This is a genomic window from Meiothermus taiwanensis WR-220 (genome assembly GCF_003568585.1).
Lineage (GTDB): Bacteria > Deinococcota > Deinococci > Deinococcales > Thermaceae > Meiothermus > Meiothermus taiwanensis.
Map to the genome: position 1 here is coordinate 1497404 of NZ_CP021130.1, position 22049 is coordinate 1519452.

General features: G+C 63.7%; 20 protein-coding genes. 10 read left to right on the forward strand and 10 right to left on the reverse strand.

From position 1 onward, the window contains the following. Nucleotides 1-93: 93 nt before the first annotated feature. The 3 genes from pdhA to paaZ all read left to right on the forward strand — a co-directional run bounded on the left by pdhA (nucleotide 94) and on the right by paaZ (nucleotide 4339). Complete coding sequence (pdhA, locus tag MTAI_RS07380) at nucleotides 94-1128, forward strand: pyruvate dehydrogenase (acetyl-transferring) E1 component subunit alpha (RefSeq protein WP_027886821.1); 1035 nt, start codon at nucleotides 94-96, stop codon at nucleotides 1126-1128. After that, on the forward strand, nucleotides 1125-2123 hold the full coding sequence (locus tag MTAI_RS07385; RefSeq protein WP_027886820.1) for an alpha-ketoacid dehydrogenase subunit beta: 999 nt from the start codon (nucleotides 1125-1127) through the stop codon (nucleotides 2121-2123). The genes pdhA and MTAI_RS07385 overlap by 4 nt, the downstream gene beginning before the upstream one ends. 155 nt (nucleotides 2124-2278) lie before the next feature. After that, complete coding sequence (paaZ, locus tag MTAI_RS07390; protein ID WP_027886819.1) at nucleotides 2279-4339, forward strand: phenylacetic acid degradation bifunctional protein PaaZ; 2061 nt, start codon at nucleotides 2279-2281, stop codon at nucleotides 4337-4339. Here paaZ and MTAI_RS07395 read toward each other — a convergent pair. The 4 genes from MTAI_RS07395 to trpB are packed head-to-tail and all read right to left on the reverse strand — an operon-like array spanning nucleotide 4315 to nucleotide 7990. After that, nucleotides 4315-5169 (reverse strand): MBL fold metallo-hydrolase, encoded by an 855-nt coding sequence (locus tag MTAI_RS07395; RefSeq protein WP_027886818.1) that lies wholly within the window; start codon nucleotides 5167-5169, stop codon nucleotides 4315-4317. The genes paaZ and MTAI_RS07395 overlap by 25 nt on opposite strands. After that, on the reverse strand, nucleotides 5138-5998 hold the full coding sequence (locus MTAI_RS07400) for a DNA-methyltransferase (protein WP_027886817.1): 861 nt from the start codon (nucleotides 5996-5998) through the stop codon (nucleotides 5138-5140). Before MTAI_RS07400 ends, MTAI_RS07395 begins: the two co-directional genes overlap by 32 nt. A gap of 10 nt (nucleotides 5999-6008) precedes the next feature. After that, nucleotides 6009-6782, reverse strand: coding sequence for a tryptophan synthase subunit alpha (gene trpA / locus MTAI_RS07405; RefSeq protein WP_027886816.1), 774 nt, complete (start codon nucleotides 6780-6782; stop codon nucleotides 6009-6011). Further along, complete coding sequence (gene trpB / locus MTAI_RS07410; RefSeq protein WP_027886815.1) at nucleotides 6779-7990, reverse strand: tryptophan synthase subunit beta; 1212 nt, start codon at nucleotides 7988-7990, stop codon at nucleotides 6779-6781. Before trpB ends, trpA begins: the two co-directional genes overlap by 4 nt. Nucleotides 7991-8241: 251 nt before the next feature. Here trpB and MTAI_RS07415 point away from each other — a divergent pair, with 251 nt between their 5' ends. Further along, nucleotides 8242-9471 (forward strand): aminopeptidase, encoded by a 1230-nt coding sequence (locus MTAI_RS07415; protein WP_027886814.1) that lies wholly within the window; start codon nucleotides 8242-8244, stop codon nucleotides 9469-9471. Here the strand turns inward: MTAI_RS07415 and recX are convergent. Then, nucleotides 9468-9923, reverse strand: a complete 456-nt coding sequence (gene recX, locus MTAI_RS07420; protein ID WP_027886813.1) for a recombination regulator RecX — start codon at nucleotides 9921-9923, stop codon at nucleotides 9468-9470. The genes MTAI_RS07415 and recX overlap by 4 nt on opposite strands. A 267-nt stretch (nucleotides 9924-10190) precedes the next feature. Between recX and MTAI_RS07425 the strand changes: the two genes are divergently transcribed. The 6 genes from MTAI_RS07425 to MTAI_RS07450 all read left to right on the forward strand — a co-directional run bounded on the left by MTAI_RS07425 (nucleotide 10191) and on the right by MTAI_RS07450 (nucleotide 14234). After that, a complete protein-coding gene (locus MTAI_RS07425) occupies nucleotides 10191-10916 on the forward strand; it encodes a metallophosphoesterase (protein ID WP_027886812.1) in 726 nt (241 codons plus the stop codon). A 28-nt stretch (nucleotides 10917-10944) separates the two neighbouring features. Beyond that, nucleotides 10945-11229, forward strand: coding sequence for an Lrp/AsnC ligand binding domain-containing protein (locus tag MTAI_RS07430; protein ID WP_027878428.1), 285 nt, complete (start codon nucleotides 10945-10947; stop codon nucleotides 11227-11229). A gap of 7 nt (nucleotides 11230-11236) precedes the next feature. Further along, the gene (locus MTAI_RS07435; RefSeq protein WP_027886811.1) at nucleotides 11237-11797 is read left to right on the forward strand and encodes a CPBP family intramembrane glutamic endopeptidase; all 561 of its coding nucleotides are present in this window, start codon (nucleotides 11237-11239) and stop codon (nucleotides 11795-11797) included. 90 nt (nucleotides 11798-11887) lie between these two features. After that, nucleotides 11888-13162 (forward strand): NADP-dependent isocitrate dehydrogenase, encoded by a 1275-nt coding sequence (gene icd / locus MTAI_RS07440; RefSeq protein WP_027886810.1) that lies wholly within the window; start codon nucleotides 11888-11890, stop codon nucleotides 13160-13162. Between the two features lie 341 nt (nucleotides 13163-13503). Beyond that, complete coding sequence (locus MTAI_RS07445; protein WP_027886809.1) at nucleotides 13504-13794, forward strand: hypothetical protein; 291 nt, start codon at nucleotides 13504-13506, stop codon at nucleotides 13792-13794. Further along, on the forward strand, nucleotides 13794-14234 hold the full coding sequence (locus tag MTAI_RS07450; protein ID WP_027886808.1) for a hypothetical protein: 441 nt from the start codon (nucleotides 13794-13796) through the stop codon (nucleotides 14232-14234). Before MTAI_RS07445 ends, MTAI_RS07450 begins: the two co-directional genes overlap by 1 nt. 16 nt (nucleotides 14235-14250) lie before the next feature. Here MTAI_RS07450 and MTAI_RS07455 read toward each other — a convergent pair whose 3' ends face one another. From MTAI_RS07455 to MTAI_RS07475, 5 genes are all read right to left on the reverse strand, one after another. Continuing rightward, nucleotides 14251-15354, reverse strand: coding sequence for a hypothetical protein (locus MTAI_RS07455; protein ID WP_027886807.1), 1104 nt, complete (start codon nucleotides 15352-15354; stop codon nucleotides 14251-14253). 7 nt (nucleotides 15355-15361) lie between these two features. Beyond that, nucleotides 15362-16147 carry a 3'-5' exonuclease gene (locus tag MTAI_RS07460; protein ID WP_081698351.1) on the reverse strand — a complete coding sequence of 262 codons (786 nt, stop codon included), beginning with the start codon at nucleotides 16145-16147 and terminating at the stop codon, nucleotides 15362-15364. Nucleotides 16148-16318: 171 nt separating this feature from the next. Continuing rightward, nucleotides 16319-17749: an Asp-tRNA(Asn)/Glu-tRNA(Gln) amidotransferase subunit GatA gene (gatA, locus tag MTAI_RS07465; protein WP_027886805.1), complete on the reverse strand. Its 1431-nt coding sequence runs from the start codon at nucleotides 17747-17749 to the stop codon at nucleotides 16319-16321. Nucleotides 17750-17795: 46 nt separating this feature from the next. Continuing rightward, nucleotides 17796-18539, reverse strand: a complete 744-nt coding sequence (locus tag MTAI_RS07470) for an alpha/beta family hydrolase (protein ID WP_027886804.1) — start codon at nucleotides 18537-18539, stop codon at nucleotides 17796-17798. 157 nt (nucleotides 18540-18696) lie between these two features. Further along, complete coding sequence (locus MTAI_RS07475; RefSeq protein WP_043982529.1) at nucleotides 18697-22029, reverse strand: efflux RND transporter permease subunit; 3333 nt, start codon at nucleotides 22027-22029, stop codon at nucleotides 18697-18699. Nucleotides 22030-22049: the final 20 nt, after the last annotated feature.

The following is a 22049-nucleotide window of genomic DNA, read 5'->3' on the forward strand; positions in this document are numbered from 1 at the left end:
GGCCCGCACCGGCTTTTGTATATTTTTTCACGATATCCTGTTTGTGAAATCCATCTGCTATAGGCACCTGCAGCGATGGGCTAAACTAATCACGTGGACACAATTCAGTACCTCGACGATCAAGGCCGACCCCTACGGGACTTACCCCTCAGCCCCGAAGAACTCCTCCAGGGCTACCGGGCTTTGCGCCGGGCCCGGCACTTCGACGAGCGTGTGCTGGTCTTGCAGCGCCAGGGCCGGCTGGGGGTCTACCCACCCTTTCGCGGCCAGGAAGCGGCCCAGGTGGGGGTGGCCCTCTGTCTGCGCCCCGATTACGACTGGCTGCTGCCCAGCTACCGCGAGAGCGCCGCGGCCCTCACCTTTGGCATGCCCATCAGCAAGCTGATCCTGAGCTGGCGGGCCGACCCGGCCGGCTGGGGCGCGCCGCCCAACGTCAACATGGTGCAGTTTTACATCCCCATCGCCACCCAGATCCCCCAGGCCGCCGGGGTGGCCCATGCCCAGCGGCTGATGGGCAAGGACGCCGTGGTGGCGGTATTCATCGGCGACGGCGGCACCTCCGAGGGCGACTTTCACGAAGGGCTCAACTTCGCGGCGGTCTTCAACGCCCCCTTGCTGGTCGTGGTGCAGAACAACGGCTGGGCCATCAGCGTGCCCACCCACAAGCAGATGAAGGTGCAGCGCATCGCCCAGAAAGCCCAGGGCTACGGGATACCCGGGGTTACGGTAGACGGCAACGACCTGGTCGCGGTCTGGAGCGTAGCCAGAGAGGCGGTGAACCGGGCCCGGGCCGGTGGTGGCCCCACCCTGATTGAGGCCCTGACCTACCGGGTGGCCCCGCACACCTCCTCCGACGACCCCAGCCGCTACCGCAGCGAGGAGGAAACCGAGCGCTGGCTTAAGCGCGATCCCATTCTGCGCATGAAAAACTGCCTCTTGCACCTGGGGCTGTGGAGTGAAGACCAGGAAGCCGCGCTAAGCGAGGCGCTCGAGGCGGAGTTTTTAGCCGCTGTAGAGGAAGCCGATCAGGCCCCGGAACCCAAGCCCTGGGAGATCGTGGAACAGGTTTACCAGGAGATGCAGCCCGACCAGCAAGCAGCCTGGCAGTATCTGCGGGGGGAAGCATGATTGCCGAACGTGGTACTCGAGTCCTGAACAACGTGCAGGCCATCAACGAGGCCCTGGATCTGGCTTTGGCCAAAGACGAACGGGTGGTGCTCTTTGGCGAGGACGTGGGCACCATGGGCGGGGTCTTCCGGGCCTCGGACGGGCTCGCGCAAAAGTACGGCGAAAAGCGGGTCTTCGACACACCCCTGGCCGAGAGCGGAATTGTGGGCTTTGGGATTGGCCTGGCCATGGCCGGGCTGCGCCCGGTGGCCGAGATCCAGTTTGCCGGGTTTTTGTACCCCGCCCTCGACCAGATCCTTTCCCACCTGGGCCGCATGCGCCACCGCACCCGGGGCCGCTTTACCATCCCCATGGTCATCCGCGCCCCTTACGGCGGCGGGGTCAAAACCCCCGAGCAGCACGCCGACAGCCCCGAGGCCCTGCTGGCCCACGTGCCGGGGGTCAAGGTGGTGATCCCCAGCAGCCCGGAGCGGGCCAAGGGACTGCTGCTTGCGGCCATCGAAGACCCCGACCCGGTGTTTTTCCTCGAGGCCATCAAGCTTTACCGGGGTGTAAAGGCCGAGGTGCCGGAGGGCTACTACACCCTGCCCCTGGGCCAGGCCCGGGTGGTGCGGGAGGGTGATGCCGCCAGCCTCTTCTGCTACGGCGGCATGGTGGAAGTCTGCCTGAAGGCCGCCGAGGTGGCCGCGCGGGAGGGGGTGGAGCTGGAGGTGGTGGACCTCGAGACCCTGGTGCCCCTGGACACCCCCACCATCCTCTCCTCGGTGCGGAAGACCGGGCGGGCGGTGGTGGTCTACGAGGCCATGCGCACGGGGGGTTTTGGAGCGGAGATCGCCGCCCGCATCGCCGAAGAAGCCCTCGACTACCTACAGGCCCCCATCCTGCGGGTGGCCGGTTGGGACGCCCCCTACCCCCCCTTCAGCGCGGTGGAAAACTTCTACCGCCCGGACGCCAAGCGGGTGCTGGAGGCGGTGCGCCGGGTGCTGGAACACTGACAGCGGTTTTCGGCCACCTGCGATGGCGTCGGCTTAAGCATAACTTCCCTTCCTGAGCCCTGCCGAACGGGTTTGATGCCAGTTGGTTCGGCCCTGAAACAGCCATACGGTTTTTAGCCTCCTTTTGCGAACAAGCGTTTGTTAGAATGATGGCCATGAAACTTCACAGTTACGCGGTCGGAGCCTGGCAGCAGGGCACGGACGACGGCACCCTGGTTACCGATGCGGTGTATGGCGAGCCGGTGGCTTTGGTCAGCAGCCAGGGCCTGGATTTCGGCGCGATGGTGCGCTACGCCCGCGAGGTGGGCGGCCCCAACCTGCGCAAGTACACCTTTCACGAGCGGGCCGCCATGCTGCGGGCCCTGGCGCAGTACCTGCAGGCCCGCAAGGAGCAGTTTTACGAGCTCTCCTACAAGACCGGGGCCACTCAGTACGATAGCTGGTTCGACATTGACGGGGGCTTTGGCACCTTTTTCAGCTACTCCTCGCTGGCCCGGCGCGAGCTGCCCAACGAGCGCTTCCTGGTTGAAGACGACCCCCTTGCGCTCTCCAAGCAGGGCACCTTTCTGGGGCGGCACATCCTGGTGCCCAGGGAGGGCGTGGCGGTGCACATCAACGCCTTCAACTTTCCCGTATGGGGCATGCTGGAGAAGCTGGCCCCAGGCCTTATTGCCGGGGTTCCGGCCATCGTCAAGCCGGCCACCCAGACGGCCTACCTGACCGAGGCGGTCTTCCGGGCCATGATCGAGTCGGGGATCCTGCCGGAGGGGGCCATCCAGCTCATCTGCGGCGGCATCGGCGACCTGTTTGAGCACCTGAACGAGCAGGATTGCGTGACCTTTACCGGCTCGGCCGCCACCGGGCGCAAGCTGAAGGTACACCCCAGCCTGGTCGCCAACGCCGTACCCTTCAACATGGAGGCCGACAGCCTGAACTGCGCCATCCTGGGCCAGAGCGTGGAGCCGGGCGACCTCGAGTTCGAGCTTTTCGTGCAGGAAGTGGTGCGGGAGATGACCGTCAAGGCCGGGCAGAAATGTACCGCCATCCGCCGGGTGATCGTTCCGCAAGACAAGCTAGAGGCGGTGCTGGAGGCCCTCAAGCGGGCGCTGTCAAAGGTGACGCTGGGCGACCCCCGGCGCCCCGAGGTGCGGATGGGCCCGCTGGTGGGGGCGGCGCAGCGCCGGGACGTGCAGGGTGTGCTCGAGCAGCTCAGGGCGCGGGGCTGCGAGGTGGCCTTCCAGGGTTCGCCCGAGCTTTTGGGCGGCGACTGGGAAAAGGGCGGCTTTATGCCCCCCACCCTGCTTTATAGCCCCAAGCCCTGGGAGAGCGGGGCCCACGACCTCGAGCCCTTCGGCCCGGTGGCCACCCTGATGCCCTACGGAAGCCTGGAGGAGGCCATCGCCCTGGCCCGCCGGGGCCAGGGCAGCCTGGTGGGCAGCATCGTGAGCTACAACCGGCAGGAGGCCCGCACCCTCTTCTTCGGCTGCGCCACCCACCACGGGCGCATGCTCATCCTCAACCGCGAAAACGCCCAGGAGTCCACCGGCCACGGCTCCCCCCTGCCGCTCTTGGTGCACGGCGGGCCGGGCCGGGCCGGGGCCGGCGAGGAGCTGGGCGGGGTGCGCGGGATCAAGCACTACCTCCAGCGCTGCGCGGTGCAGGCCGACCCCACCACCTTAATGGCCCTGAGCAACGAGTACGTGCGCGGGGCCGAGGTGCGCGAGGATGCGGTGCACCCCTTCCGCAAATACTTCGAGGAGCTACAGATCGGGGAGAGCCTCCTCACCCACCGCCGCACCGTGACCGAGGCCGATATCGTGAACTTCGCCAACCTCACCGGCGACTACTTCTACGCCCACGTGGACGAGATCGGGGCCAAAGACTCGATCTTTGGGAAGCGGGTGGCCCACGGCTACTTCCTGATCTCGGCGGCGGCGGGCCTGTTTGTGAGCCCGGCGCCGGGGCCGGTGCTGGCCAACTACGGCCTCGAGCGCCTGCGCTTTATCGAGCCGGTGGGCATCGGGGATACCATCCAGGCCCGCCTGACCGTCAAGTCGAAGACGCCCAAAGACCCCAGGCCGGGCGAGCGGCCCACCGGGGTGGTGACCTGGGCGGTGGAGATTACCAACCAGGAGGGCAAGACCGTGGCCCTTTACGACATCCTGACCCTGGTGGAACGCAGGCCCTCAGTTCAGAATTCCACCGCCTCGGCCTGATAGCCCTTCTCGCCCCGCACCAGCCGGGCCAGAGGCGGCCCCGGCTCGTGGGCGAAGCAAAGCAGGTAGCCGCCCTCGAGCCAGCGCGCGTAGAGCTTTTTGCGGGTCTCGAGGGTGGTCATGGGGTAAAGGTCGAAGGCCGGGATATAAAGAAGCGGGGTCTGCACCTGCAGGGCCACCAGGTCGCCGGTGTAGGCCAGCCGCTGCCCTTCCGAGTCCAGCTCCACCACCTGCATCCCCAGGGTGTGGCCGGGGGCGGGCAGCACCCGCAGGCCGGGCAGGATCTCGGCCTCCCCCTCCACCACCTCAAACCGCCCCTGTTCGGCCAGCGGCTCCACGTTTTCTATGCGGTAGCTGGCCTGGCTGCGCTCGTGGGGGTGCAAAGCGTCCTCCAGCTCCTGCTTTTGCACGATGTGGCGGGCCCTGGGGAAGGTGGGCACAAGCCGCCCCTCCGACAGCCGGGTGTTGAGCCCGGCGTGGTCGAAGTGCAGGTGGGTGTGGATCACCAGCGAGATCTCCTGCGGGGCTACCCCCAGAAGCGCCAGCTGATCGAGCAGGGGGTTGGTCTCGCCCAGGCCGTAGAGGCGGCGGAACTTCTCGCCGGGTTTGCGGTCAATGCCGGTCTCGATGAGCACCAGGCGCTCGCCCGCGCGCACCAGCAAAGGGTTCAGGCCCAGGCGGATGCGGTTTTGCTCATCCGGCGTCACCAGCCTCGACCACAGGCTCTTCGGCACGATGCCGAACATCGAGCCGCCGTCCAGCCAAATCTCGCCGTCGCTCAGGAACCAGAGGTCAAAGTTACCCAGCTTGCGGTACAGGATGGGGCGCATTGGCAACGATTATCTCAGGTTCGAAGGCCGCCAGTCTACGCCGCATGATCGCGATGGCCTCTGGGCTTTGGTCGATCAGCAAAAACCCCCGCCCGTTGCGGGCCGCCGCCTCGCCGGTGGTGCCGGAGCCGGCGAAGAAGTCCAGCACCACCTCGCCGGGGTTGGAGTGCACCCGCACGATGCGCTCCAGGAGCTTGAGGGGCTTTTGCGTGGGGTAGCCGGTCTTCTCCCTGGAGGAGGTGGGCACGATGGTCATCCACCAGACATCGGTGGGGGTTTTGCCCCTCGAGGCCTTCTCCGGCCCGGCCATCTTGGGGGCCAGGTAGGGAATGCGGTCAATGGCCTCGTAGTTGAAGGTGTAGCGCCGGGGGTGCTTGGCGTACCACAGAAGGGTGTCGTGCTTGGCCGGCCAGCGGTTTTTGGAGCGCCCGCCGTAGTCGTAGGCCCAGATGATCTCGTTGATGAAGCTCTTGCGGCCAAAGATCTGATCCAGGAGCACCTTCACGTAGTGCACCTCGCGGTAGTCCAGGTGCACGAACAGCGAGCCGCTCGAGGTGAGCAGTCGGTGGGCTTGCTCGAGGCGAGGCGCCAAAAAGGCCAGAAAGTCGTCGTAGCGGTCGGGGTAGGTGGGGGCCTCGAGGGCCTCGGTGCGGTAGCGCTTACCCCCAAAGCCGCGGCGCGAACCCTGTTCGTCGGCCACTGCGCGTATACGGCGCCGCTGCTGGGTTTTGCGGGTGTTGAAGGGCGGGTCGAGGTAGATGAGGGGAAAGGAAGCATCGGGTAAGGTGCGGATATACTCCAGACACTCCGCCTGCACAATGCGCCGCATCGGCTTGATTCTAGCCCATCTGCAGGCCCGCGCGTACCTCGCTCAAAACCTCCCCCAGCCCCCTCCCCTCCTCCAGCGCCCGGATCAAGGCGCTGGCAATCACCGCCCCATCGGCGGCCTGGGCCGCTTGCTGGGCGGTGGCCCGGTTGGAGATGCCGAAGCCAATCGCCACCGGTGCGTCGGTGAAGCGCCGGATGCGCTGCACCAGCTCGGGCAGGCCCTCCGGCAGCCGATCCCGCGCGCCGGTCACCCCGGCCACCGAGACGGTGTAGACGAAGCCGGTGCAGTGGGGGGTTACGGCCCGGATGCGGGCCTCGGTGGAGGTGGGGGCCAGCAGGAAAGTGGTCTCGAGGCCCGCCCGCTGGGCCAGCGAGACCAGCTCGGGGTCTTCGTCGGGGGGCAGGTCGGGCAGGATCAGGCCGCTGGCCCCGGCCTCCTTGAACATCTGGAAGAAGGCCTCGGGCCCTACCGCCAAAACCGGGTTGATATAGGTCATCAGAAAGAGGGGCTTGTCGGTGCGGGCCCGGATTTCCCGCACGAACCCGGCCACCTCGGCCACCCGCAGGCCCTGCCGCAGGGCCTGCTCGGAGGCCCGCTGGATCACCGGCCCGTCGCCCAGGGGGTCGGAGTAGGGCAGGCCCACCTCGAGCAGGTCGGCATAGGGCAGCACCTGCTCCACGATTTCCAGGTCGCGCCCGCGGCTGGGGTAGCCGGCCATCACGTAGGGGATCAGGGCCGAGCGCCCCTCGGCCCGGGCCCGGGCGAAGGCTTCGCGGGTGGTCATGCCCCACCCTCCATGAGCCGCATCACCTCGGCCACGTCCTTGTCCCCCCGGCCCGAGAGGTTGATGACCATCACCTGCTCGGGCTCCATCTCCGGGGCCAGCTTGGCCGCGTAGGCGATGGCGTGGGCCGACTCCAAAGCCGGGATAATGCCTTCCAGCCGGCACAAAAGCCGGAAGCCCTCGAGGGCCTCCTCATCGCTCACCCCCACGTACTCGGCCAGGCCCTGCTCGGCGTAGTAGCTGTGCTCGGGGCCCACCCCGGGGTAATCGAGGCCCGCCGAGACCGAGTGGGCCGGCAGAATCTGGCCGTCGTCGTCGTAGAGCAGGTACATCTTGGCCCCGTGCAGCACGCCTTTGCGGCCCGCCCCGATGCTCAGGCTGTGCAGGCCCGAGGCTTGGCCGTGGCCGGCGGCCTCCACCCCAATCAGCCGGGGACGATTTTCCTGATAAGCAAAGGGCGCAAACACCCCAATGGCGTTGGAGCCCCCGCCCACGCAGGCCAGGATGACATCCGGGTTCTCGCGGCCCTCTTTCTCCAGGAGCTGGGCCTTAATCTCCTCCCCCACCACGCTCTGGAAGTCGCGGGCCATGGCGGGGTAGGGGTGCGGCCCCACCACCGAGCCGATGATGTAGAAGCTGTCGCGCACGTTGGTCACCCAGTCGCGGATGGCCTCGTTGGTGGCGTCCTTGAGGGTGCGGGTGCCGCTCTCCACGGGGCGTACCTCGGCCCCCAGGAGCTTCATGCGAAAGACGTTCAGGGCCTGCCGGCGCACATCCTCGGCCCCCTGGTAGACCACGCACTCCAGGCCCATCAGGGCTGCCACGGTGGCCACCGAGACGCCGTGCTGGCCCGCGCCGGTCTCGGCGATCACCCGCTTCTTGCCCATGCGCTTGCACAGTAGGGCCTGGCCCAGGGTGTTGTTGATCTTGTGGGCCCCGGTGTGGTTCAGGTCTTCGCGCTTGAGGTAGATCCTGGCCCCGCCCAGGTGCCGGGTCAGGTTCTCGGCGAAGTAGAGGGGGCTGGGCCGGCCCACGTACTCGCGCAGGTAGTAGGCGTACTCGGCCAGGAACTCGGGGTCTTGCTTGTAGTGCAGGTAGGCCTCGGTGAGCTCCTCCAGGGCCGGGATCAGGGTCTCGGGCACGTAGCGCCCGCCGAAGTCGCCGTAGCGGCCTCGAGCATCGGGTAGAGGGTAGCTGGGTAGCTGCATAGGTTCCTCACAAAAATTTTGGGTAGGGGTCAAAAGAAAAACTCGAGGTCGTGACCTCGAGGAAAGCCCAGACGCGTGGGAAAGACCCACCGCGCTCAGGCCCGGCGACGCCACCAGCGCTGGTGGTGCCACTTGTAGCTGCGGGGGGTGCGGGGTCGCATCTGCCCAAAGGGTAGCAAGCACCGGGGCTTCCGTCAAGGTTCCAAAGAGCGCTTTCTGCAAGCAGGTCGGGGTGTTAGAGTAGGTGCGCAATGGAACCTTACGAACACTATCTCGATTCACTCGCCAGGGTCGCCGTGCATGTGGGGCTGGGCCTCCAGGAAGGCCAGGAGCTGCTGATTACCGCGCCCATCGAGGCGGTACCGTTGGTGCGGAAGATCACCGAGTACGCCTACAAGGCCGGGAGCCCCCTGGTCAGCGTGCTCTACGACGACGAGGCCGCCCACCTACTGCGCTTCCAGCACGCCCCCGATGCTTCCTTCGACAAAGCGCCCCAGTGGCTCTATAACGGCATGGCCGAGGCCTTTCAGGCCGGGACGGCCCGCCTGCACATCGCCGGCAGCGACCCTAACCTGCTGGGGGGCCAGCCCCCCGAAAAGGTGGCCCGGGCCAGCCGGGCCCGCTCCCTGGCCTACCGGCGGGTGCTCGAGCTCATCACCACCCACCACATCAACTGGAGCATCGTGGCCTATCCGCACCCGGCCTGGGCCCGCGCAGTGTTTCCGGGGCTACCCGAGCAAGAGGCCGTACAAAAGCTATGGGAGGCCATTTTCAAGGCCTCGAGGCTCGATACCCCCGACCCCGTAGCCACCTGGAAAGCCCACAACCAGCGCCTGGCCGAGCGCGTGGCCTACCTGAACCAGAAGCGCTACCACGCCCTGCACTTCAAAGGCCCCGGCACCGACCTGCTGGTGGGCCTGGCCGAGGATCACCTCTGGGCCGGCGGGGCCGTGCAGGCCAAAAACGGCGCGGTCTGCAACCCCAACATCCCCACCGAGGAGGTGTTTACCGCCCCTCACAAAGACCGCGTCGAGGGCGTGGTGCGCAGCACCAAACCGCTTTCCTACCAGGGGAGCCTGCTCGAGGATATCGAGGTGCGCTTTGAGAAAGGCCGCGTGGTGGAGGCCACCGCCAAAAGCGGGGCCGACGTGCTGAACCGGGTGCTGCAAACCGACGAAGGAGCCCGCCGCCTGGGCGAGGTGGCCCTGGTGCCGCACTCCTCCCCCATCGCGCAAAGCGGCCTGCTGTTCTACAACACCCTCTTCGACGAGAACGCGGCCAGCCACATCGCCTTAGGCCAGGCCTACAGCGAGTGCATCCAGGGGGGTAGCCAGCTCAGCCCCGAAGCGCTCGAGGCCAAAGGGGCCAACCGCAGCCTGATTCACATCGACTGGATGATCGGCTCAGGGGAGATCGATGTGGACGGCATCACCGCCTCGGGGCAGGCCGAGCCGCTGATGCGCAAGGGCGAGTGGGTTTAGGCGCTGGTTTGCTCGAGGTAGCGCGCCCAGGCCGCCAAAGCGTGGGTTAGGGCATAACCCCGGTTAGTCAAAAAACGAATGGCGCGGGGCTTCTCACCCCTGTGGCGGCTGGGGTAGCGCTCCAACAGGGCCAGCGCCTCTTCGACCGGGTCTTTCTGGGCCGTTTGCACGGCCAACACCTGGTCTACAATCTCGCTCGAGACACCCTTAGACAAAAGGGCCCGGCGCAGCTTGGCCGCGCCCCACCGGCCCGAATACAACCGAACATAACCTTCGGCGTAGCTATGGTCATCGAGGTAACCCCGTTGCTTGAGGCGCCCAAGGGTTTCCTCCACCACTTCTGGCGGGGCTCTACGGGATAGTTTTTGGCGCAGGGCTGTCTCCGAGTAAGCCCGGGCGCCCAGCAACCGCAGCGCATACAAAAACAACCCATCGGGATTCTCTTGCTTCATCTGTTCGATTATGCCCCAAGCAGGGCGATAGCGGATTCGGTTGTTCGATAACGGAAGGGAGTGCGCTAGGATTCAAAAAGATAACCTCTGGAGTTTTTTGCTTTGACCGATGACTGTCAGCAGTGAAGGACTCAGGCCGATCGAAGGGGGTAGAAAAGCATTTTCGGTAGTAGCGTTTGGGCTTGTCAAAGTGAACGTATCACACTTGACGCTCGGGCGTGAACCCTAGACACTAGACTGAGCCATTTATGGCTCGCCAGGCTCCGTATGCGCGTCTTTGCCATCGCCGATATACATCTGTCCAAAGCCTTCCCCAAGCCGATGAACATCTTTGGGCCGGAATGGGATGGGCATCCCGAGGCTGTGTTCGAAGAGTGGCAAAAAGTAGTAGGTGAGGACGACCTGGTAATCGTGGCTGGGGATATCTCCTGGGCTATGAAGCTGCCCGAAGCCATGCTCGATTTAGCCGACCTGGCCAAGCTTCCGGGTATTAAGGTGCTTCTGCGCGGGAACCACGACTACTGGTGGCCCTCCATCAGCCGCCTGCGACAGGTGCTGCCCCCCCGCATGCACGCTTTGCAGCACGACTCGCTGGTCATCGGCAATCTAGCCATCGCCGGGAGCCGCGGCTGGGACACCCCCGGCAGCTATAACTTCACCCCAGAGGACGAGAAAATCTACAAGCGGGAAATAGAACGGCTGGGGCTTTCACTCAAAACCCTGCAGGGGCACGACTACCAGTACCTGGTGCTGGCCCTGCACTACCCCCCTTTCGGCCCCACCGGCGGCCCCACCGGCTTCACCGAGCTTATTGAACGCTACCGGCCCACCTGCGTGGTGTACGGACACCTGCACGGAGCCGACCCAGAAAAACTGCCCAAACACTGGAACGGCATTCCCCTGCACTTTGTTTCGGCCGACGTGGTACGGTTCAGACCCCAGCTCATCCTCGATACGCCTCATCAAACCCATACCCACCAGCCCACACGCTGAAAGCCGGCATCTGGAGTATCATCCAGGCATGATTACCGCGTTTGTCCTAATCCAGACCAGCCGTGAGTCCACCGCCGAAACCGCCGAGGCGGTGGCCGAGATCCCTGGGGTGGCCGAGGTGTACTCGGTGACGGGTGAGTGGGATCTAGTAGCGATTCTACGCTTCAAAGACTTCGAACAGCTCGACGACATCGTAACCCTGGGACTGCGCAAACTAAAAGGCATCGAACGCACCCAGACCCTCCTGGCCTTTAGAGCCTACTCGCGCAAGCTGCTCGAGCAAGGCTTCAATATCGGCGGCGAAGGTCTGTAGATATCCCATGTTCCGCTTCTTCATGCTGATCCAGCTCGGGCTTATGCTGGTCGGTTCTATCTGGATGGGGCTGGCCGGTTACCCCATCGTAAAGAACCCCGATCCTCTACGTGATAGCCTGGTTTTTCTGCTGCTTTTTTTGGGGCTGATGGGCCTCGAGCGGTTGTTCTCCCTACTTTTCCCCCAAAGCTTCCGGGCCGCCGAGGCCCTGCACGGCCAGCTCGGAACCTTGATGCGCGCCCAGGGTATGAATCATCATCAAGCCCTGCTGCTGGCTGTGGCTTCCGGGGTGGGCGAAGAGCTGTTTTTTCGGGGGGCCTTGCAGAACGCCCTGTGGGGCGGTTGGCTGGGGGTGTTCCTTCAAGCCCTGGTGTTCACCGCGCTGCACCCAGTGCCCGATCGCAGAGCCTGGAGCTATCCGCTGTTCATCTTTTTGGGCGGTCTGGGCTTCGGTACAGCCTATCTGCTCACCGGAAGCCTGATCCCTGGCATACTGGCGCATTATCTGCACAACGCCCGGGGCTTCTATCAACTGCTGGATCAGCCCAAGGCCGACGGTCAAATTTAGAGCAGCCCCTGGAGCCCTCAAGCCAGTGATAGGCGCTGCACACCATCGTACAAAACACAAAAACCACTATTCTGATATGCTTTTAGAGCTATGGCATACCAAAAAATCACGGTTCCCGCTGGCGAGAAAATTACCATCCAAGACGGCAAGCTGCAGGTACCCGACGAGCCCATCATCGGCTTTATTGAAGGCGACGGCACCGGCCCGGACATATGGCGAGCCGCGCAGCCGGTGCTGGATGCGGCGGTCGCCAAGGCCTATGGGGGCAGGCGCAAAATAGCCTGGGCCGAAATTTATGCTGGTGAGAAGGCCAACCAGGTCTATGGTGAACCCATCTGGCTACCGGAAGAAACCCTCGATTTCATCCGCGAATACCTGGTAGCCATCAAAGGCCCGCTCACCACGCCGGTCGGGGGCGGGATTCGCTCCATTAATGTGGCTTTGCGCCAGGAGCTCGACCTGTACGCTTGCGTACGCCCGGTGCAGTGGTTCGAAGGGGTGCCCAGCCCGGTGCGCCACCCCGAGCTGGTCAACATGGTGATTTTCCGGGAAAATACCGAGGACATCTACGCCGGCATCGAGTTTCCCAAGGACAGCCCCGAGGTTAAGCGGTTCCTCGAGTGGTTCGAGGCCGAGTTTCCCAAATCCTACGGCAAAATTCGTTTCCCCCAAACCGCTGGTATCGGTATCAAGCCGGTATCGGAGGAGGGCACCCACCGCCTGGTCGAGGCTGCTATCAACTACGCCATCGACAACGACCTACCCTCGGTCACCCTGGTGCACAAGGGCAACATTATGAAGTACACCGAAGGTGCCTTCCGCGACTGGGGGTATGCCCTGGCCAAGCGCAAGTTTGGTGCCGTAGACCTCGACGGAGGCCCCTGGCAAACCATCACCAACCCCAAGACGGGCCGGCAAATTATCATCAAGGACATGATTGCAGACAATTTCCTGCAGCAAATCCTGCTGCGGCCGGCCGAGTACAGCGTGATTGCCACCCTTAACCTCAACGGCGACTACATCTCCGACGCCCTGGCTGCCCAAGTAGGGGGCATTGGCATCGCGCCCGGCTCCAATGTCAACTATTACACCGGGCACGCGGTGTTTGAGGCCACCCACGGCACCGCCCCCAAGTACGCCGGAAAAGACCAGGTTAACCCCAGCTCGGTGATTCTCTCCGGCGAGATGATGCTGCGCTACATGGGCTGGACGGAAGCCGCCGACTTAATTATCCACGCCATGACCAAGACCATTGCGCAGGGCCGGGTTACCTACGACTTCCATCGCCTGATGGTGGCCGAAGGCCGCAACGCAACGCTGCTCAAATGCAGCGAGTTCGGTCAGGCCCTGATCGAAAATATGTAATACCAGATTCGGTTAGTTCGGCGCCGGAAGGCGGCGAACTAACCCGACCGAAGGGAGTGCTCTAGGATTCAAAAAGATAGCCTCTGGAGGTCTTTGCTTTGGATGACTATCTTTTTGAATCCGGTATAACATTCCCAAGGCTTTTCCACCTTTTTGGATCCCAGCGCACACCCTTTGGTTGGGTTAGTCCGGTGCCAAACGAATCCAACCTGCTACCGCCCAGGCCGCGCCCGCCGGATAGTCCGGTGGGCTTTGCGTTACAGCCACACCAAAAAGCACGCCCCGATGCTTTATAATGCCTCCATAAACACCTTTCGTCAGCGGCATTGTGGGGGGGTTCAATGGTACAGATTCTTTTGGTGCTGGGCCTGCTTTTAATGGTGTACAACACCTACACCGGCCTGCAGGTCAAGGGCCAGGCGCCGGGTGGCATCATCGGGGAGCGGCTGACCCAGCTCAATGCACTGGTTATCTTCTTTACACTGGGGTATCTGCTGGTGGGTATCCTGACCTGGAACCGCCCAGCTGATACCCTGCTGGCCATCATGGCTTTGATACTGCTCTTCGGGGCGATCTTTGTCTTCCTGGTGCTTCGGTTGGTGCAGGCCATATTGAAGGCGCTCGAGGGCTAATGCACTTCTATCGCCAGACCAGCAAGGCCCTGGACATCTTCCTCAGTCGGGAGGAGCGGTTGGTCTATACCCTCTGTCGAGAAGCGGTCAGCGATCTGGTTCTGGCCCAGCGCACCCAGCTCGCCCCGGAGACACTGCAACAATTGCTGGCCCACCTGCTCGAGCAAGGCCTGATTGAAGAGGTGGGCGCAAACCAGGAACCCGCCCGCCCGCCCGCAGATCCACCCGATCAGCTGGCCATAATCAAAGCCCGACTGCTCACCATCCTTCAGGAGGAGCTTGGGGAGCGGGCCTCCCAGTTTGCATTGGAGGTCGAGCGCAAAGAGGACATAAAGGTGCTGGAAGAGTGGAGCCGCAGGCTGGTGCTCAAACTCCGGCTCACCATGAGCCAGAAGGCCGCGGACGCGCTCGAGGCCCGTCTACAGTCGCTTTTTAGCTAGCCCTCACCGGCGCGTCTCAAAGCTCTAGATGCACCCCCTGCAGGCGGCGGGTCATCACCTGTGCATACTCGATCCAGTCGGCCAGGGCCTGGTTGACCGACTGGCGCATCAGGAACTCCCCAGGCGATAGGCGCCTTAAGAGCAGGAATGGTGGGTTGCTGAGGCTCTCGAGCACCCTTTGCAGGTGGTCGGCCTCGAGGTTCAGCTCCCGCGCCATGGGCATCAGGTCGGCCAGCAGAAAGACCTGCTGGGGTGAGTAATCGGCCAGCAAGGTAAGAACCGCAGAGAAGTGGCTGCGCTCCCGCAGCACGCCAGAAATTTCACGCTCAAGCGACTGAATGGCTTCCAGGTCGATGCGCCCCTCCCGCAGCAGCCGCTCGACGTCCAGCGGCCCCAGCGGAAAGGCGGCGCGCAGCTTGGTCAGGCGCTGCAAGGCCTCGGGCGAGACGTAGCCCAGACCGGAGGGCCGCAGGGCGGCGATCTCAGCCAAGGCCTCGGCTTTGGAAGACTCCCCGGCCACCATCGCCGCATACTGCACCCGCCCCTGCTGGCGGTAGGACAGAAGCTCTTTAGCTTCCATCTCGCCAAATTTGGCCAGGGCCAGCAAGAATGTTCGACGGCCCAGGGCCGCCCTAAACACCCAGGGTGCGGCGCTCGACTCGCGAGAAAAACCCAGGGCCTCGAGGTCGGCAGAAAACGCCGGCACCTCGCTGGAGAGTGGCTTGTGGGGGTAAATGAGCTCTCTGGGATAGGGCGTAACCCGTACCCGCTTTTCGGGCTTATCGGGTGAAGGCTCAGGGGGTTGGGGTTTCGGACGCTCGAGCTCGGTCGGGCGGGGCCGGGCCGGTCTGGCCGCCGTGGTCAGGGCTTCCAGCACAATCTCACTGCCCTCGAGGTGCAGCACGATTTTGTCGTTGACCCCCAGGCGGCGCTTCGCATAGTAAGGGGCCAGGCCCTCGAGGCGGTTCTGCGCCCAGTTGATGGGGGCCTCGTAGATTTCACCTTCTTCGTCTCGCAGGGCAATACGCTCTTTGCCCTGCAAAAAAACCCGCAGGGGCTGGGTTAGGCTCATGGTTCCGGTATTCAGGCAGGTGCTGGTGAGAACGTAACGCGCAATCATAAGGTTCCTAACGGGCCATGAAGGCTAGTTGGCTGGTCGGAGCGGGATGGCCTGCGGTGAGCATGTAGTACATTTCATGGGCCACCTGAAGGGTGGTCTCCACATCGCCCATCGCACGATGGCGGGCGGGAATGGGCCCCAGGTCGAAGGCCCAGGCCAGGGAGTCCAAGCCCCGCTTGGTCAGCCCCGGCAGGGCCTTACGGGCCCAGTGTATCGTGTCCACTACCGGATTATCCAGGCGATAACCCAGGCGTTGGAGGCGTGGCTGCAAAAAACCCAGGTCGAAACTTGCGTTCTGGATGATCAGGGTGGCATTATCCAGCAGCGGCCAGGCTTCCTCCAGCACCGTATAGATATCGGCGGCACCTTGCACATCCTGGTTACGAATGCCGGTCAGTCGGCTGATAAAAGGGGGAATCGGGGCCCCCGGATTGACCAGCCGCTCAAACACGGTGCGGCGGCCGTTCTCGAGGCGCACCAGCGCCAGCTCGATGATTTCGTGATCCTTGGGGGATAGGCCGGTGGTCTCGATATCCAGCACCACCACTGCTTCGCCCTGGGCCGGAAAACTGTATTTCCACTCCCACAGGCCCACCCCTCCGGGCGAGCGCTCAAAGCGTCCATCCAGCAGGTCGCTTATTAGTTCGTTGAGCCAGGCGCCTTTGGGCCAGCTCTGTAAAGCCAGCACCTGCTCAAGCAGCACCTGCTCGGGAAGATGAAAGCCGGCGCTGCGCAGGTGGCGGGCGAGTCGGGTCGAAAGGCGGTAGTGGGTTGGACTCATGAGCCGGGGCATCGGTAGGCACGAAACCTCGAGGGTGTGAAAAAGACCAGTTCAGGCGCTTGAAAAAAACTTTGAGTTCACGGGATAATCCGAGGTCTCGGAGGGAGTATACCGCAGTTTACACGGATATGACAGGGTTTGATAGACGTTAAAGCAATAACATTAAGCAGCCCCTCGAGGGCCTTATATAGCCGCGCGGGCGAAGGCTCGTTCAGTGGCCTGCTCAAAAGCGTTGGCTGCTACAAATATCTGCTCATCGTGCAGGGCCTTGCCAATAAGCTGCACCCCCACCGGCAGGTGGCCTTCAAAACCCGCTGGGATGCTCATGGCCGGCAGCCCAGCCAGGTTGACCGCCACGGTATCGATGTCGGCGAGGTACATCGAGAGGGGGTCGGTGGTTTTTTCGCCCAAGCGGAAGGCGGGAAATGGGCTGGTGGGGGTCAGTAGCAGGTCGGCCTGGCTAAAGGCCCGGTCGAAGTCGGCCTTGATCCGGGCCCGGGCCCGCAAGGCCTTGCCGTAGTAGGCCTCGTAGTAACCCGAGGAGAGCACAAAAGTGCCCATCAGAATACGCCGCTGCACCTCCGGGCCAAAGCCGTGTTCGCGGCTTTGCATCATGGTGGTGGTGCTGTCCTCGCCAGGCACCCGCAGGCCGTATAAAGTTCCGTCGTAGCGGGCAAGGTTTGAACTGATTTCCGCCGTGTTGACAATGTAGTAGGCAGCCAGGGCGTATTCCAGCGAGGGCAGGCTCACCTCCACAAACCGCACCCCCTGGGCTTCCATAACCGACCGGAAACGCTCGAGGGCTTCCAGCACACCCGGTGAGTTGCCCACGGCCAGGGCCTCTTTGACCAGGCCAATGGTGAGACCCCGGCTCGAGGCCTGCAAGGCGGCAGCAAACTGCGCCTGTATCTCCAGGCTGGTGCTATCCATAGGATCGTAGCCGCTTACCACATCGCTCAGCAAGGCCAGATCCTGCACCGTGCGGGCCATGGTACCCACCTGATCGAGGCTGCTGGCCGTGGCCACCACCCCGTAGCGTGAGATGCGGCCATAGGTGGGTTTGAAGCCATACACCCCACACAGCGCAGCCGGCTGGCGCACGCTTCCGCCGGTATCGGTTCCCAGCGCCAATGGAACCATGCCGGCGGCCACCGCAGCCGCCGAGCCCCCCGAGGTGCCCCCGGGAACCCGTTCGGTGTCCCAGGGGTTGCGGGTAGGGCCAAAGGCCGAGTACTCGGTGGAAGAACCCATGGCGAACTCATCCATGTTGGCCTTGGCTACCACCACCGCCCCGGCCTGGCGCAGTTTTTCCACCACGGTTGCGCTGTAAGGCGGCACAAAATCCGCTAGCATCCTGGAGCCGCAGGTCGTCGCCAGATCCTGGGTGCAGATGTTGTCCTTCAGTACAACTGGAACCCCAGCCAGGGGTAGGTGCTCACCGCGAGCCAGCCGCTGCTCCACCAGGGCGGCTTCTTGCTCGGCCTGGGGATTCAGGCGAATCAAAGCATGAAGCCGGGGCTCGAGCTGGGCAATCCGCTGCAAAGATGCAGATACCACCTCTTGCGGCGAAACCTGGCCCGACTGGATATTTTTCACAATTTCGTGCGCCAGCATACCGCCCCATGATAAAGCCCAGCCGGCCGATGTGGGATACCGCGCCTCAGGGGCCCACCAAAGACCGATCCAGGAAGTCCACGGTGCTCTGGGCCACCCGCTGCCACCCCTCTTCGGCCGGAATGCCGGCCGGCTGATCCCCCCGTTGGGGGCCGTAGGCCCCAAAACCGGCGTGGTTGAGGCCGGGAATGGTCTCAGTTTGGGTATTCTTAGGAAACTTGGCCAGACTGGCCTCGAGCTGCTCTTTTCGAATGACCGCGTCGCGCTCACCAAACAGGGCCAGGGTGGGCGTGGCCTTGTCCGAAAGGTCGTTTTGCGGATAGGCTGCCCACATCACCAGCGCCCTAACCTCCGGGTTGCTCTGGGCAAAGTTGGAGGCCACCACCCCCCCCAGGCTATGCCCGCCCACCGCCCAGGGGAGCTGGGGGGCCTCGGCCATGGCCTGGCGGGCCTTGCCCTGCTCGGTGACGGCCAGATTAAAGCGCACCCGCAGCAAAGCCACCCGATAACCTTTTTGTGCAATTTTACGCAGAGGCGGGGCATAGGCCTGGGGCTCAACCAACCCCCCAGGGTAAAAGGCCAGCCCCCCTTTGACCACCCCCTGGGGCATGAACACCCAACCATAGGGCCTGTCCTGCACCAGAACCTGGCTGTCCGAGACCAGGGCCTCGAGCGCCGCTTGCGCGGGCGGATAGGGGGCCAGGGCACGCCGGGTGTACCAAACCGTAGCAGAGGCAAAAAGCAGCAACCCACCCAAAAAAACCAGCCAAAAGACGCGTTGTTTGTTCATAATTCAGGCACCGGCTTCCTATATTTACCAGATTCGGTTAGTTCGGTGCCAAACCAACCCAACCAAAGGGATGCGCTTTCTTCACCGAGCATAGCGAGGGGTGTGCGCTAGGAGCCTCCGGATGACTATCTTTAGCCCCCTCGAGGCCGCAAATCCTTTAGTCTCCGATGGCCGGGCTGGCGGCGAGGCGCTGCTCCTGGCGCAGTTTTTCGTAGCGCCGCCGCTCGAACAGATAGAAGGCCGCCGGCACCACGTAGAGCGTCAGCAGCATGGAGACCGAAACCCCGCCCAGGATGATGATACCCAGCGGACGGCGGAACTCCGAGCCTTCACCCGCCGCGGCGATGAGGGGAATGGAGATCATCAGCACCGTGAGGGTGGTCATCAAGATGGGGCGCAGGCGCAGCCGCCCAGCCTCAACCAGTGCGTCATACAGCGACTTTTCACGGGCTTCACGCACCGCAAAGTCCAGGAGCAGGATGGCGTTCTTGGTAACCAGGCCGATCAAAATCACCACCCCCAGCACCGAAACCACATCCAGGCCGCTTCGGAAGAAGTACAGGAACCAGAAAGCCCCCACCAGGGCCAGCGGTACCGGGAGCAGCAGGTACAGGGGGTAGCGGAAGGTGTTGAACTGGCTCGAGATCACCAGGAAGTTGAGCAGCAAAGCCAGGCCAAAAGCAATGGGCGCACTGCGGGCCAGGTCCCCCACAAAAGCGGTAGAGCCCTGGGTTTCCAGCCGCACCCCATCGGTAAAGACCCCGGCTTTCTCCAGCTCCTGCTGCACCAGGTTGGCAAGCTGGAAGGTGCCGATCTCCGAGTCGGGCGCCCGGTTGGCGTTGATGCCAGCCGAGAAGGCCTGGTTGGTGCGCGAGAGCTGGGCAGGGGTCTGGCGGCTTTCAAACTGCCCCAGGCTGCCCATGGGCAGGGTGCTGCGCAGGGCGGGTGCCGCAACCGGCAATGAGAGCAGGCTGGACTGATCGGGGACAAAGCGGGGATCGGCCCGAACCACGATGGGAATATCGTCCCCGCCGGCGCGAAGGCTGCCCGCCTCGGTACCAGCATTGTAGATGCGCAGGGTCTGGGCCAGGTCGCTGGGGGTAAGGCCGGTGCCGACGAGTTTGTTGGGATCGGGGATCAGCACCCGCTCGGTTGCGGTCTCCTCCAGGCTGCTGCGCACATCTATCAGGTAAGGCAGCCTGCGCATGACCTCGAGCACCTGGCGGTTCTTCTCGGCCAGCAAGGTGGGGTTGGGTGCGGTCAGGGTAAACTGCAGATCGGCGGCCCCACCCGGCCCCCCCTCCGGCACCGTCACGCGCAGCTCGGCTTCGGGGCGATCTGCAAGCAGGCCCTGCAAGGCCTCCCGGTAGATGGGCAGCAGATCGTACACGTACGGCCGCTCGTCTCTATTCACCAGCTCCACCACAATACGGGCCCGCTCAGGGTTGCCGCCCCCGAGGATGTTTTGTGAGCTGCCCACCGTGTTGAGCACTGCCCGCACCTCGGAGCGCGCCTGCAACCAGGATTCCAGCCGCCGCGAAAGGGCGTCGGTTTCCGATAGAGCGGTGCCCTTGGGAAGCGCCAGATCGATGTTGATCTGCCCATTGTCGTTTTTCGGGGTGAAGTTGAAGGGAATTTTGGGGGCCACATAGCCGATGCTCAGGAAAAAGCCCAGCCCCACCAGCAGCACCAGGCCGCTCCGCTTAAGCGCCGCAGCCAGACTGCGCGCGTAGAACTCCCTTAAAGCCAGGAAAACCCCCTCCGACACCCCGTGCAAGCTGCCTGCAATGGCACCGGCCAGACCGAAAACCACCGAAAAAAGCCAGCGCAATGGAGCCAGCAAAAGGGTCAGGGGGGTTATCAGGATATTGAACCAGCGACGCGGGGCGCTCAGGTCGGGCTGGCGGTAGACGTGCAGCCGCAGCCCCCAGCGCAAATCCTCCCCCAGACCCAGCAACCGCTGGCCGAGCTGGCGCCAGGTGGGGGGTTCGGGATCGGGGAAGTAGGCCAGGCGCACCGTAAGGAAGAAGAGGGCCTCGAGCCAGCTCACCGCGATGGCTGCGGCCAGCACAATGCCGAACTGTCGGAAGAACTCGCCGATAATTCCCGGCAGAAAACTGATGGGCAAAAAAACCGCCAGGAGCGAAAGGGTGGCCGCCGAGACCGCCGACAGCACCTCGGTGGAGCCCTTGAGCACCGCCTGTAGGTTGTCGTAGCCCATGCGACGGTAGCGCTCGATGTTCTCCGATAGCACGATGGAGTCGTCTACTACGATGCCCACCGCCACAATAAGGGCCAGCAAGCTGATGATGTTGAAAGTAAAGCCCAGCAGGCCAAATACAATCAGCGCCCCCGACATGGTGATGGGGATGGCCAGCACCACACTGAAGACCGAGTTGAGCTTGCCCAGGAAGATCAGGGTGATAAAGGAGACGATGGCGGCTACCAGCAGCACCTCGCGGAAGGTGTCGTTGACGGTGTTTTCGATGAAGGTGGTGGTGTCGCCCACAATGCGGGCCTGATACCCCTGGGGCAGACGGGCCTCTTGCAGGGTGCGCTTGATACCCTGGGCCACCGCCACAGCGTTGGAGTCCGGGGTTTTGCGCACAGCCAGCGGAATCACAGGCTGACCGTTGAGCCGGGTCAGCCGGGTGGGCTCGGCCTGGGCATCCCGCACCACCCCCAGGTCGTTCACCTGGAGGCCGCGGGCCGGGTCAACCAGAATCCGACCGACATCCTCGGGGGTGGTGGGCGTGTTGCGCAGGGTGAAGAGCAGGCGCTGTCCCTGGTCGCTCTGGGTTCCAGCGGGAATGGCCAGGGCCGAAGCCTGAATGGCCGCCACCACCTGGCCCGGAGATAGGTTGTAGGCAGCCACCTTGTAAGGATCGAGCAGCACCTGTATCTGCCGATCAGGCGCGCCCTGCACCTGCACATCGGCCACCCCGGTGACCAGCTGCAAGCGGGGCTTTAGCACGTCGTTGGCATACTTAGCCACCTCCCGCAGATCACGCCCATCGGCCGATAGCGCGATAAAGAGAATCGGCGAAGCCGCAGGGTCGAAGCGCTGCACCACCGGGGCCTCAGCCTCGCGCGGCAACTGCCCACGCACCGCCGCCACACGTTGTGAGACATCGGTGGCCACCCGGTTGATGTCCTGGCCGAACTCAAAGGAAATCACCACCTGTGAGAAGCCCTCACCGGAGATGGAAGCCACCTGATCGAGTCCCGCCAGCGTGGAAACGGCATCCTCGATGGGGCGGCTGATCTGCTGCTCGACCTCTTCAGGCCCGGCCCCAGGGTAGGCGGTGGTCACGGCCACCACCGGAATTTCGAAACGGGGCAGCAGATCCACCCCCACCCGGCTGCCGGAGATGAGTCCAAAAAGCACCATCGCCAAAAAGACGGCGGTGGAGAAGACAAAGCGCCTGACAAAAAAGGCGATTACTGGATTAACCGGTTTGTCGTCGATCGGGCGTTCTGGCTGGCTCATACCCACCTCTGCGCTAAGCG

Excerpts from the sequence above, each read along its gene's own strand:
- MTAI_RS07400 (WP_027886817.1), bottom strand. The coding sequence starts at position 5,998 with ATGCGGCGCATTGTGCAGGCGGAGTGTCTGGAGTATATCCGCACCTTA.
- MTAI_RS07425 (WP_027886812.1), top strand. The coding sequence starts at position 10,191 with ATGCGCGTCTTTGCCATCGCCGATATACATCTGTCCAAAGCCTTCCCC.
- MTAI_RS07445 (WP_027886809.1), top strand. The coding sequence starts at position 13,504 with ATGGTACAGATTCTTTTGGTGCTGGGCCTGCTTTTAATGGTGTACAAC.
- MTAI_RS07385 (WP_027886820.1), top strand. The coding sequence starts at position 1,125 with ATGATTGCCGAACGTGGTACTCGAGTCCTGAACAACGTGCAGGCCATC.
- MTAI_RS07460 (WP_081698351.1), bottom strand. The coding sequence starts at position 16,147 with ATGCCCCGGCTCATGAGTCCAACCCACTACCGCCTTTCGACCCGACTC.
- trpA (WP_027886816.1), bottom strand. The coding sequence starts at position 6,782 with ATGACCACCCGCGAAGCCTTCGCCCGGGCCCGGGCCGAGGGGCGCTCG.
- MTAI_RS07395 (WP_027886818.1), bottom strand. The coding sequence starts at position 5,169 with ATGCGCCCCATCCTGTACCGCAAGCTGGGTAACTTTGACCTCTGGTTC.
- MTAI_RS07430 (WP_027878428.1), top strand. The coding sequence starts at position 10,945 with ATGATTACCGCGTTTGTCCTAATCCAGACCAGCCGTGAGTCCACCGCC.
- MTAI_RS07415 (WP_027886814.1), top strand. The coding sequence starts at position 8,242 with ATGGAACCTTACGAACACTATCTCGATTCACTCGCCAGGGTCGCCGTG.
- trpB (WP_027886815.1), bottom strand. The coding sequence starts at position 7,990 with ATGCAGCTACCCAGCTACCCTCTACCCGATGCTCGAGGCCGCTACGGC.
- MTAI_RS07475 (WP_043982529.1), bottom strand. The coding sequence starts at position 22,029 with ATGAGCCAGCCAGAACGCCCGATCGACGACAAACCGGTTAATCCAGTA.
- paaZ (WP_027886819.1), top strand. The coding sequence starts at position 2,279 with ATGAAACTTCACAGTTACGCGGTCGGAGCCTGGCAGCAGGGCACGGAC.
- gatA (WP_027886805.1), bottom strand. The coding sequence starts at position 17,749 with ATGCTGGCGCACGAAATTGTGAAAAATATCCAGTCGGGCCAGGTTTCG.
- MTAI_RS07450 (WP_027886808.1), top strand. The coding sequence starts at position 13,794 with ATGCACTTCTATCGCCAGACCAGCAAGGCCCTGGACATCTTCCTCAGT.
- MTAI_RS07455 (WP_027886807.1), bottom strand. The coding sequence starts at position 15,354 with ATGATTGCGCGTTACGTTCTCACCAGCACCTGCCTGAATACCGGAACC.
- MTAI_RS07435 (WP_027886811.1), top strand. The coding sequence starts at position 11,237 with ATGTTCCGCTTCTTCATGCTGATCCAGCTCGGGCTTATGCTGGTCGGT.
- icd (WP_027886810.1), top strand. The coding sequence starts at position 11,888 with ATGGCATACCAAAAAATCACGGTTCCCGCTGGCGAGAAAATTACCATC.
- MTAI_RS07470 (WP_027886804.1), bottom strand. The coding sequence starts at position 18,539 with ATGAACAAACAACGCGTCTTTTGGCTGGTTTTTTTGGGTGGGTTGCTG.
- recX (WP_027886813.1), bottom strand. The coding sequence starts at position 9,923 with ATGAAGCAAGAGAATCCCGATGGGTTGTTTTTGTATGCGCTGCGGTTG.